Here is a 10,621-nt window from a genome sequence, read left to right on the forward strand (position 1 = left end):
CGGTCATCCGCCACTTCCAGGACGCCTACCGGGTCGAGAAGGTCACCGTGGTCGCGGACGCCGGCATGGTGTCGGACGCCAACAAGAAGGCGTTGGACGCCGCGGGGCTCGGGTTCATCATCGGTGCCCGGATGCCGCAGATGCCGTACGTGATCGAGGACTGGAAGCGACGACACCCAGACGTTGAGTTCACCGACGGGCAGGTCTTTACCCAGCCCTGGCCCGCCGGGCCGACCGACGACCGGAAGGATCACTGGTTCTACTACCAGTACTCTCGCGACCGAGCCCGGCGCACCCTGCGTGGGATCGACGAACAGGTCGCCAAAGCCGAGAAGGCGCTGGCCGGGCAAGGCTCGGTCAAGCGGAACAGGTTCGTCAAGCTCACCGGCGGCACCCGGAGCCTGAACCAGGCCCTGATCGACAAAGCCCGCTCCCTGGCCGGGCTGAAGGCTTACGTTACGAACCTGCCGCCGGCGACCGCCGACACCGGGTTCGTGATCAGCGCCTACCATCGGCTCTTCCAGATCGAGAAGAGCTTCCGGATGGCCAAGAGCGACCTGGCCGCCCGTCCGATCTATGCCAGACGAGAAGACTCGATCCGCGCGCACCTGAACATCGTGCTCGCCGCGATGGCCGTCGCCCGCTGGATCGAGGACGCCACCGGCTGGTCCATCCGGAAGTTCGTCACGACCGCCCGTCAGCACCGCACCGTGACCCTCAACGTCGACGGCACGGCCATCACCGCAGAGAACCCGCTGCCCGACGACCTCGCCGACGCCATCGACCGCATCGAGGAACGCGCCGACGAGGCCATCAACCAACCCTATTCAGGATCAAAAACTGGTCATCCTGTGGACAACGACCCCCGCGACTAAACCTGATAAAAGTCAGGCCGAGCGACGCCACGAGACGGACGTAGCAGCGTGCATCCGAGGTAGGTGCCCAGATCGGATGAGTCACGCCGTTGGCCACTGGGCGGGTCCAGCGGAGAGTGCTTGCGTGAGTGGGGCCCCATGGAACGGCGAGTACGACACATGACCCTGCGCAGGGCGACGCCCGCGCCGCGAGACCGTGCCGTTGTGGCGCCGACGGACATCGCTGCGTCGCGTTCGTTGGGCAGGGGTTTCGCTGGAGTTCCTTCAGCGTCCGGTCGCTCAGCGTCCTGGGAACGAGGGTGGCCGCTTGGCCAGGAACGCAGCCGTGCCTTCGCGCATGTCGTCGGTCACGAACGTCTTCCGGAAGGCCGCCTTCTCAATGGCGAGCGCGTCGGTAACGGGACGGCCGACCGAGTCGCCGATGGCTGACTTGCACAACGCGACCGCGACCGGTGAGCGGGTGGCGATCTCAGCGAGTGTCGCGGCGGCGGAGTCGATCATTTCTTCCCGGGTGTCGAATACCCGGTTGACCAGCCCGATCCGCCGCGCTTCGATGGCATCGATCTTCCGGCCTGTGTAGATCAGCTCCTTGGCCCAGCCCGGGCCGACCCGGTGGTGCAACCGCGCGCAGCCGCCGAAGCCCGGGATCAGGCCGAGCGACACCTCGGGCTGGCCGAACACCGCTGAACTGGTGGCGTAGATGAAGTCGGAGGCCATGGCCAGTTCGCAGCCCCCGCCGAGCGCATAGCCGGACACACAGGCGATCACGGGGACGGGCAACTCTTCGAGCAGTCGGGTGACCCTCTGGCCGAGCGCGCCGAATGCCTCGCCCTCGTCCGGGGTCATTGCGGACATCTCGCGGATGTCGGCCCCCGCGACGAACGCGCGCTCACCAGCTCCGGTCAGGATGACGCCGCGGATGTCGCTGCCGTTCAGCGGAAGCGGGCTTTCCAGCAAGGCGCGCAACTCGGTGAGCACTTCCCTGTTCAGCGCGTTCAGCGCGTTCGGCCGGTTGACGGTGATGGTGAGGACGCCGCGGTCGTCCGACAGCAGCAAGGTCTTGTCCGTCATGGTGGTTGCCTTTCAGGAGTCCCATATGGCGCCATAGGCCGGGATGCCCCGCATCTCCAGCTGCTCGACGATCTTCCAGGTGGTCTTCTTGTTCGAGATGCAGATCACCGCTTCCGCGTCGAACTCGCGGTACGTCTGGTAGGCGAGCGCCACCAGGTCGGGCTTCCCGGAAGCCGTGGTGTCCCAGATGACCGGATCAGGTTGCACGGCGAGGATTTCTTCGACCAGATCGTCCCCGTAGGTGGCGCGCGGGTCGCGAGTGGACCAGACAAGGCGAGCGGGTGTCTCACGCGAGAGCAGGTGTGGCAGGCACGGACCGATACCGCTGCCGGTGGCCACCCACACGACGCGGCGGAACAGCCGGTCGATGTTCCCGACGCCGGCTGTCGGGATGCCCTTGACCCACAGGTGCGATGGGCGGTCGTCGATCAGCGCCCCGGTCCAGTCGCCCGCCCGCGAGATGGTGAGCCGGAATCCCGGCGTGCCGGGAGACGGCACGTTGGCGAAGGAGTGCCATTCGCGCAAGGGGTTACGGCTGACCGTGGTGGACGAGCCGGCGAACGGCGTCACGCCGTAGTCGAAGCGCACGAGCACGACATGCGAGGAGGGAGAGGTGATCCGTACCGGCACCCGGCGCAGCCGAAGCCAGGGCAGGGCGATGCTGACCGTCACGACGAGCAGCACCAGGAACGGCGCCGGCCCGGCCTCGGAGAAGAGGAAGGAGTGCAGCCAGAACAGGGCGAGCAGGCTCCAGCCACCGAAGCGGTGCATCAGCTCGAAACGGTTGTGGTGGCGCGCCCGGAACGTCGGAAGCGCGAACGTGATCATGGCGAGCAGCAGTGCGGCAATCAGGTAGGTCACCACAAGCACAGCCGCACTCACCGGTTGCACTGTCGCGGTGGCCGCGAAGATCAGGAACCACCCGGTCGCGGACACCATCCCGCCGACGTGGATGCCTCCGAACACGTGGTAGACCTTGCCGAGCAGGGCGCGCACCCGCAGTGGCCAGTTCACCGGCGCACTGGTCGCGGACAGGAATATCGCGTTGATCACGTACTGCTGCCGGATCAGCACGGCGAGCGCGACGTTCGCCAGCATCATGCTTGAGATCGTGCCCAGGTCGCCCGTCCAGCCGCCGCCGGCGAGGACCACGAGGTTGATGGCGACCACGCCGGCGGCGAGCCGGTTGTGGTGCATCAACCGCCTGTGTCGCCAGATGCGGCGCCACCTCCCGCGAACCGGTGGCAGCGGGCGGGCCAGTTCGGTGTCGGCCGATGTCATGCCATTGCCTCCTCGGCGGTCAGTCCGGCGACCAGGGTCCGCTTGTCGACCTTGCCGCGGTGCGTGGTCGGCAGCTCGGCGACAGCGTGGATGGTGGCAGGCACGCAGTAGTAGGGCAGGCGGCCCGCGACCACATGGCTGGCCGCGACGACGTCCACTCCCACCGGGGTGACGAAGCCGACCAGTTCGCCGTCATGCAGCACGGTCGTCGCCCGTTCGCATCCGGGCGTGCGTTCGAGCGCAGAGGTGACCGCGTCCAGCTCTACCCGGAAGCCACGAACCTTCACCTGCTCGTCGGTGCGTCCGTGGTGCTCGAGCTGGCCATCGGGGGTCCAGCGGCCGAGGTCGCGGGTGCGGAACATGCGGTTCTCGCCACCAAGGAACGGGTCGGGAAGGTAGCGTTGCGCGGTCAGCTCAGCATTGCCCAGATAGCCCTGGCTGACGCAGGCCCCGCCCGCCCACAACTCGCCGACCTCGCCGATCGGGCACGGCTGAAGGTGCTCATCAAGCACATAGACGGTGGTGTTGGGCAGCGGCGAGCCGATGGTGGGCTCCTCGCCGCGCCGGTGCGGCGAGGCGATCGTGTTCACGATGGTGACCTCGGTGGGTCCGCACGCGTTGTGGAACCGGGCGAACGACGACCAGGCGTCCGCGAGCGGGCGCGGGCAGCGCTCCCCGGCCACCGCCACCACAGCGACGTTGCGGCACAGGGCCGGATCCAGGCTCGCCAGGACGCTCGGTGTCGCGATCACCACGTCCACCGAACGCACCGCCTGCATGATCGACGCGCCCCTGATCACCAGTTCCGCGCCCCGGCAGAGCGCCACGAAGATCTCCCACGCCGCCATGTCGAACGCGATATTGAGCAGCTGCGACACCTTCATGCCCGGCCGGACGCCGAGCGCTCCCGGCCCGTGCGTGACCACATTGCACAGATTCGCGTGCGTGACAGCGACTCCGTTCGGTGTGCCTGTGGTGCCCGAGGTGAAGATCACCACCGCCGGATGCCCCGGCGTGCCGGCGACCGCAGGCGGCTCCGCCCGCTCCCCGGAGAGCTTGTCCACGGCGAGCACCACCCGACCGGGCAGCGCGGGCAGGGCGGTGAGGGATTCGGACAGCGTCAGCACGACACCGATGTCGGCGGTCGCAACGATATGCGCCAGGTGTGCACTCGACGTGATCCGCGCGTCCTGCGGCACGTAAGCGGCCCCCGCCTTCAACACCCCGAGGATGCCGACAACCATCGGGATCGAGCGCTTCACGAACAGTCCGACGCGATCACCCGGGCCGACACCGAGCCGCACGAGCGTTTCGGCGAGCAGGTTCGCTCGTCGGTCGAGCTCGCGGTAGGTCAGCGACTCGCCGGCGTGTGTCACCGCGACTGCCTCCGGCCGAAGCCGGGCTGCGGCCTCGAACGCCCGATGCAACAGGAGGAACGGCGGTCGTGCCGACGCCCCCGTCCCGAAGCGTCGGAACAACTCTTGGTCAGGTGGCGTCAGGCCAATCAATGTGGACCGGTTGATGCGATGGGGCATTTGCGGCTACTCCGTTTCGGGACGCGCTCGCGAACGAGAGCGACCTCGAAGCCCTCATTGGCAAGCCCAGGCAGAGAATCAACGCACAGGGCCTTCGGATGCACTCACCCTGACACGGGCAGCTCATCGGATGGCAAGTCCGAGGTCTCACCCGTAATGCCACCGTAAGACAAATTGTCTCGGGCTTGATATTTGCTTAATCGTTTCAGTTTCTGGCATAGAGCACCCCATGGCATGATCAAGTACAGTTCTGAGAACTGCATATCGGCCGGGGAGTGGCGGGGCTCATGCGGTGTCGGGCGACGGTGCGGGGCGTCGGCGCAGCGGTGGCCAGGTGAAGGGGTGCTTGCGGCCGTTGAACATCCGGCCGATCCACGTGGACCGCACCAGCAGGTGGTAGCTGAGGATCAGCAGCACCCCGGCGACCACCCAGGTGAGCAGCAGCTTGACGGCGATCGGCCAGTCGAGGTCCGCCAGCGGGATCTCGAGCGCCACCAGGAGGGGCAGGTGGGCGATGTACATCCAGTACGAAGCGTCGGCCAGGTAGCGCACCGCCGGGCGCTCGTCGGACAGGAACCGCACGGCCAGCCCGAGCAGCGCGTAGATCAGGCACCACGCGGCGACGGCGAACACGGGGGCGGCCAGGAGTGCCGGCGGGTTCAGGGCCGGGTCGGCCAGCAGGAACCCGCCCGCCACCGTGATGATCCCGACCGTGAGGTAGGGCCACCGGCGTCGCCCCACCTGCGCGAGCGAATCCGGGCGGGCGTGGAACGCCCAGCCGACGGCGAACGCCCCCGTGTAGGCGATCAGCCCGATCGGTTCGGGGACGAACGACATCGGGTTGGCGATGCCTGCGTCGAGGACGACCCCGAGTGCGTCGTCGCTGGTCATCGCGATCTGCAGCACCATGGTGACCGCGAACGGGACGGCCGCCAGCAGGACCCCGGCGGGCCCGGCGAGTGCTGCCCCGGCCCGCTCCGCGACGGTGGTGGCGCGATCCGGCCCCAGGAGCCGGCGGGCCACCGCCCGCACGACGAGGATGATCAGGTAGATCTCCAGCAGGACCCACAGGAACCATAGGTGCGCGGGATCGTCGAGGAACTGGAGCAGGCCACCGGATCCTCCGCCGTCCTGCAGGGGCTCTGAGGGCGTCACGCCCGCCACGACACCGATCAGCACCAGCGCGATCAGCGAGCCGAGCGCGAGCGGCCAGAACACGACGAGGGGCAGGGCGACCCGGCGCAGCCGGTCGGCCACGAACGAGCGGGTGCCGCGCCGGTGCAGTGACATCCGGGCGAAGTAGCCTGCCAGCATCATGAACAGCGGCATACGGAACAGATGGATCACATAGGCGGTCGCGCTCGCGGCATCACTCTGCTGGGAATCGATGACCAGCCACGGCATCCCGGGCATGAACGGCAGGATCGAGTGCAGGACGATGCCGAGTAGCAGGGCGCCTGCGCGCAGCGCGTCGAGACCGTGCAGCCGGGTACCGGCGAGGGACTCTCGCGGGGTTCTGGTTCGTGTCGTTGACATGCGTCGACATTACGGACGTCGGGTGGCATGCCGGATCCGCCGATCGGCTCGATCGTGGTCAACCGATCGATCGCGGTCAACTGATCGGTCGACAGTGCCGCCGGGCGACGCAGCCGTCCGCGCCTACCAGGACCGTGCCCGATCTCGCTGATGTCGCTGATGTCGCTGATGACGCCACGCCGGCCGGCGCGTGTTCCCGGTGTTCCCGGTCCGGACGCGGAGCGTTGTCGTGATGTTCGCGCCGGCGTCGGATTCGCGTACCGGCCTGGTCATATGTTTCGAGCGTGCTGACCCGTGGCGTTGTCGGAAGCGTACTGGTCCTGCTCGGGGGATTGGTGGTCTCCGCACTGCCTGAGTCCGCACCGATCCTGGACGGCGAGCCGCTGGCCGCCCTGCGCGGGCACACCGCGGGCCGGATGGCCGGGCTGGGCGTCGTGCTGCTCGGACTGGGCCTGCTCGCCGCCGCGCCGTGGGCGCTGCAGGTGAGCGGTGCACGTCGCCGGCCCTGATCCGGGGGAGGTCGCCGGCGCCGATCCGGAAGAACGAGGGTTTGAGACCCTGGAGACATGTCACGCGACCCGAACATCCCCGAGGCGTTCGACGTCTACACCGTCGTCGTCCTGCGGCGTCCGCCGGACGCGCCGGAGATCTCGGACGAGGACCTGGAAGTGCTCCAGGCGCGCCACCTCGCCTATCGCGCGGAGCTGAGCAGGCAGGGTCTGGTCGTCGCGAACGGGCCGTTCGACGAGCGGAGCGACCCGTCGTATCGCGGCATGTCGATCTTCGCCTGCGACCTGGCCGAGGCCACACGCCTGTCGGACGGCGACCCGTCCGTCATCGCGGGCCGGCTCGCCTACGACGTGATGGAGTGGTGGGTCGGCGCCCAGTCGCTGGCCTTCCCGCTCACCGATCGCCCGGTCGGCCGTCGCCGCGCGATGCCCGACTGAGGTACGACGGGTCCCGCGGCCGAACATCTCGAAGAACAGAACGCCACGGTCGCCAGGTCGTCGTCTGGTCCGGGTCGGTCCGACCGGCAACAGGTGAACTACTTCGTCGTAGCGGAGTCCTCGACGCGGATCGTCGCCGACGGGCACAGGACCTCCGCCTCCCGGACGGACGCCCACTCGGACTCGGGCGGGTTCTCGTCGATCACGCTGACGAACCCGTCGTCCTCTTCCCGGTACGCGAACACGCGCGGTGCGATCCGGCCGCAGTTGCCGGAGGCGATACAGGTATCCGGGTTGATGATGACTCTCAGGGACATACATCCTCCATGCTTCAGCCGCCACGCCCACCAGGATCGCCACCGTGGCCAGCGTCCGGAACAGCATCGTCGTTCAGTAGAAGCCGTATCGACCGTGCATCAGGCCGGCGTCGTTCACACCTGGGTCGTCAGCTGATGAAATGGCCTCCACGAGCGATGCTAGACAGGCGAGCAGAGTTCGGCGACGGCATCCGGAGCCAAGGCGTACCAGCCGGCTCTGCGACGGCTTGGTCCGGCAGCAACATTAATCGTTAAACCTCCTACCGCCGCGAGACTGCCCGAGCCATGATGTTAGCGCTCACATGGTGAGTTCCGACAGGCGGTTCCATCGGCCACCGTGGTGATCACACCGCGCGCTGGGCGCCGCACGCCGGGCACGGCCGACGTCGGCCACGCCCTGGCAGACAGAACAGGAGCGAAGGATGAGGAAGTCCATCGCAAGTCTCGCACTGGGGTTGGCCGCGGCCCTGGCGCTGGTATCCGTGCCGGGGGCCCCGTCCGGGGATGCTCCCGCCGCCGCGGCGAGCACCAACCTGCTGACGAATGGCGACATGGAGAACGGCACGACCGGCTGGTCGGCCTTCGGCGCCGGCACCGTGTCGTCCACCACGAACCCGGTCCACGGGGGGAGCCGCTCCCTCGCGTACACGGGCCGCACGTCGTCGTGGAACGGTGCCGCCCAGAACGTGGCCTCCGGGCTGACGAACAACACCACCTACACGACGAGCGTGTGGGTGCGGACGCAGAGCGGGACCCCGACCAGCAAGGTCACCCTGCAGGTGACCGCGGGCGGCACGACGGACTATTTCACGCTGGCGCAGGGATCCGTGAACTCCTGGGGCTGGACGCACCTGACCGGCACCGCGAACGTGTCCTGGTCCGGCTCGCTGTCGTCCGCCACGTTCTACGTGGAGACACTCGGGGGCACCGACAACCTCTACGTCGACGACGCCTCGTTCCTCGGCGACTCCGGGTCGTCCTGCGACCTGCCGTCCAACTACAACTGGTCGTCCACCGGGCCCCTCGCACAACCGAGGCCCGAATGGGTCGCGCTCAAGGACTTCACCACGGCCCCGTACAACGGCCGGCATCTCGTCTACGCGACGACGCACGACCACGGAACGTCCTGGGGCTCGATGAATTTCGGCCTCTTCAGCAACTGGTCGGACATGGGCAGCGCCTCGCAGAACCCCATGTCGTCCGGGACGGTGGCCCCGACGCTGTTCTACTTCGCCCCGAGCAACACGTGGGTGCTCGCCTACCAGTGGGGTCCGTCACCGTTCATGTACCGGACGTCGAACGACCCGACGAACGCGAACGGCTGGTCGGTCGCCGGCTCGCTGTTCACCGGATCGATCTCCGACTCGGGCACCGGGCCCATCGACCAGGCGCTCATCGGCGACGACCAGAACATGTACCTGTTCTTCGCGGGGGACAACGGAAGGATCTACCGGGCCAGTATGCCGATCGGGAACTTCCCGGGGAACTTCGGGAGCTCGTACCAGACCATCATGACCGACACCACGAACAACCTGTTCGAGGGCGTCCAGGTCTACAAGCTCGAGGGCCAGAACAAGTACCTCATGATCGTCGAGGCGATCGGCGCGAACGGACGGTACTTCCGCTCGTTCACGGCGAACGATCTCGGTGGCTCGTGGACGCCGCAGGCCGCGACGGAGAGCAACCCGTTCGCGGGCAAGGCCAACAGCGGCGCCTGGTGGACCGACGACATCAGCCACGGTGAGCTCCTCCGCACCAGCGCCGACCAGACCATGACGATCGACCCCTGCAACCTGCAGCTGCTGTACCAGGGCCGTGACCCCAGCTCGGACGGGATGGACTACGGCCTGCTGCCGTACCGGCCGGGCCTGCTCACCCTCCAGCGCTAGGTCCGCGCCGACAGCGGCATTGCCGAGACCGCCCTGCGCCCCCACTCGTCCCAGGTGGGTGGCGCAGGGCGGTCGTCACCGTCACGGGGGGTCTCCTCGTCGCTGCCGGGCAGGTGGTTCCCTGCCGAGACCCTTGCCGCGATCTAGTCCATGTCCACGAACTCGCCGTGCCAGGAGTGGTACCACACCGCCCCGGTGTAGGCGTTCACGGACAGCATCCCGGTGACCGTGCCGGACTCCTCGGTGTGCAGGGTGTAGTAGCCGGGGAACACGTCAGGATCGCCGGCGGACACCTCGCCGTCGCGCGCGGCCAGCCACTCGTCGGCCAGCCGCAGCGCCCGCTCGGGGGAGATCTTCGCCGGACCGGTCGACGCCGCGGCGTGCACCCCGTACTCGGTGTTCCACATCATCGCGGGCCCGTACTCGATGCGGACATCACCGTCGTCGGCGTCGATCAGCACCTCGGTCGCCCCGTCGCCGCCGGAGGTGCGCAACTCCGCGTAGAAGCCGTTGTCGAACTGCATCACCTCGGCCACCCGCAGGTCGAGCCGGTCGGCGTATCGTTCTGCCGCGGTTCGGGCCTCCGTGAGGGTGGTGACGGGGCCGGTCCCGGCCACGCCGAAGTCGTCGCCCATCATGCCGCGGCCGCCCATCATGGGGCCGCCGTCCATCATCCGTGTGTCGCCGATCGACCAGGAGCGGTTCATCATGCCGCCGGGACCCCCGGGCGTGAACGTCGCCCAGGCAACGGTGCCGAGCAGTGCAAGAAGTGCCACCACGATGACCACGAGGAGGCCGGTACTGCGCCCGGGCATCACAGGCCGCCGCGGTTCCCCGCGAGAGGCGGCCAGCTGGTCGTGAACATGCTGGTACTCCTCGGTGCCGATCTCCCCGGCGGCCAGCCGCCGCTCCAGGATTTCCTCGGGGGTCTCGGTCGATCCCCGCTGCCCGCCCTCGTTGCCCGAGGTGTGCAGCAGCGTGGTCACCGCCCACGTGATGAGGACGATCAGCACGATCCACAACACGAGCATGAAGATCCATCCGGCTCCCATCCCTGATCCGAAGCCCATCATGGTCCTCGCCTCCTTCCCGGCCGGCAGTAGCCTCGACGGTAGTTGTCAAGTCAAATGAGACGCGTTCACGCCTTGATGACTTCTTTCTGTGATGTTC

Annotated in this window: 10 protein-coding genes; 4 read left to right on the plus strand and 6 right to left on the minus strand. The window is 68.0% G+C overall.

All coding sequences use genetic code 11. From position 1 onward, the window contains the following. Positions 1 to 5 precede the first annotated feature (5 nt). Positions 6 to 875, plus strand: a complete 870-nt coding sequence (locus ACYVK5_RS24885) for an IS1634 family transposase (protein WP_460708799.1) — start codon at positions 6 to 8, stop codon at positions 873 to 875. Between the two features lie 279 nt (positions 876 to 1,154). On the opposite strand, the gene ACYVK5_RS24890 is transcribed toward ACYVK5_RS24885, so the two are convergent. From ACYVK5_RS24890 to ACYVK5_RS24905, 4 genes are all read right to left on the minus strand, one after another. Further along, positions 1,155 to 1,946, minus strand: a complete 792-nt coding sequence (locus ACYVK5_RS24890) for an enoyl-CoA hydratase-related protein (protein WP_460708780.1) — start codon at positions 1,944 to 1,946, stop codon at positions 1,155 to 1,157. A 12-nt stretch (positions 1,947 to 1,958) separates the two neighbouring features. Further along, positions 1,959 to 3,227 (minus strand): ferredoxin reductase domain-containing protein, encoded by a 1,269-nt coding sequence (locus ACYVK5_RS24895; protein WP_460708782.1) that lies wholly within the window; start codon positions 3,225 to 3,227, stop codon positions 1,959 to 1,961. Beyond that, positions 3,224 to 4,762, minus strand: a complete 1,539-nt coding sequence (locus ACYVK5_RS24900) for an amino acid adenylation domain-containing protein (protein ID WP_460708784.1) — start codon at positions 4,760 to 4,762, stop codon at positions 3,224 to 3,226. The genes ACYVK5_RS24895 and ACYVK5_RS24900 overlap by 4 nt, the downstream gene beginning before the upstream one ends. A gap of 285 nt (positions 4,763 to 5,047) precedes the next feature. Continuing rightward, positions 5,048 to 6,298: an acyltransferase family protein gene (locus ACYVK5_RS24905; protein WP_460708787.1), complete on the minus strand. Its 1,251-nt coding sequence runs from the start codon at positions 6,296 to 6,298 to the stop codon at positions 5,048 to 5,050. 284 nt (positions 6,299 to 6,582) lie between these two features. On the opposite strand from ACYVK5_RS24905, the gene ACYVK5_RS24910 reads away from it, so the two are divergent. Next, positions 6,583 to 6,807 (plus strand): hypothetical protein, encoded by a 225-nt coding sequence (locus ACYVK5_RS24910; protein WP_460708789.1) that lies wholly within the window; start codon positions 6,583 to 6,585, stop codon positions 6,805 to 6,807. Between the two features lie 57 nt (positions 6,808 to 6,864). Further along, positions 6,865 to 7,245 carry a YciI family protein gene (locus ACYVK5_RS24915; protein ID WP_460708791.1) on the plus strand — a complete coding sequence of 127 codons (381 nt, stop codon included), beginning with the start codon at positions 6,865 to 6,867 and terminating at the stop codon, positions 7,243 to 7,245. Between the two features lie 98 nt (positions 7,246 to 7,343). On the opposite strand, the gene ACYVK5_RS24920 is transcribed toward ACYVK5_RS24915, so the two are convergent. Beyond that, positions 7,344 to 7,562 carry a ferredoxin gene (locus ACYVK5_RS24920; RefSeq protein ID WP_460708793.1) on the minus strand — a complete coding sequence of 73 codons (219 nt, stop codon included), beginning with the start codon at positions 7,560 to 7,562 and terminating at the stop codon, positions 7,344 to 7,346. Positions 7,563 to 7,984: 422 nt separating this feature from the next. Here ACYVK5_RS24920 and ACYVK5_RS24925 point away from each other — a divergent pair, with 422 nt between their 5' ends. Further along, on the plus strand, positions 7,985 to 9,451 hold the full coding sequence (locus ACYVK5_RS24925) for a non-reducing end alpha-L-arabinofuranosidase family hydrolase (RefSeq protein WP_460708795.1): 1,467 nt from the start codon (positions 7,985 to 7,987) through the stop codon (positions 9,449 to 9,451). Between the two features lie 143 nt (positions 9,452 to 9,594). Here ACYVK5_RS24925 and ACYVK5_RS24930 read toward each other — a convergent pair whose 3' ends face one another. Beyond that, positions 9,595 to 10,524 (minus strand): SHOCT domain-containing protein, encoded by a 930-nt coding sequence (locus ACYVK5_RS24930; protein WP_460708797.1) that lies wholly within the window; start codon positions 10,522 to 10,524, stop codon positions 9,595 to 9,597. Between the last annotated feature and the right edge of the window lie 97 nt (positions 10,525 to 10,621).

The sequence above is a fragment of the Myceligenerans halotolerans genome (assembly GCF_054782975.1).

What these genes read in the sequence shown, in the direction of transcription:
- ACYVK5_RS24890 (WP_460708780.1), bottom strand. Translation starts at nt 1,946, where the DNA reads ATGACGGACAAGACCTTGCTGCTGTCGGACGACCGCGGCGTCCTCACC.
- ACYVK5_RS24895 (WP_460708782.1), bottom strand. Translation starts at nt 3,227, where the DNA reads ATGACATCGGCCGACACCGAACTGGCCCGCCCGCTGCCACCGGTTCGC.
- ACYVK5_RS24900 (WP_460708784.1), bottom strand. Translation starts at nt 4,762, where the DNA reads ATGCCCCATCGCATCAACCGGTCCACATTGATTGGCCTGACGCCACCT.
- ACYVK5_RS24905 (WP_460708787.1), bottom strand. Translation starts at nt 6,298, where the DNA reads ATGTCAACGACACGAACCAGAACCCCGCGAGAGTCCCTCGCCGGTACC.
- ACYVK5_RS24915 (WP_460708791.1), top strand. Translation starts at nt 6,865, where the DNA reads ATGTCACGCGACCCGAACATCCCCGAGGCGTTCGACGTCTACACCGTC.
- ACYVK5_RS24920 (WP_460708793.1), bottom strand. Translation starts at nt 7,562, where the DNA reads ATGTCCCTGAGAGTCATCATCAACCCGGATACCTGTATCGCCTCCGGC.
- ACYVK5_RS24925 (WP_460708795.1), top strand. Translation starts at nt 7,985, where the DNA reads ATGAGGAAGTCCATCGCAAGTCTCGCACTGGGGTTGGCCGCGGCCCTG.
- ACYVK5_RS24930 (WP_460708797.1), bottom strand. Translation starts at nt 10,524, where the DNA reads ATGATGGGCTTCGGATCAGGGATGGGAGCCGGATGGATCTTCATGCTC.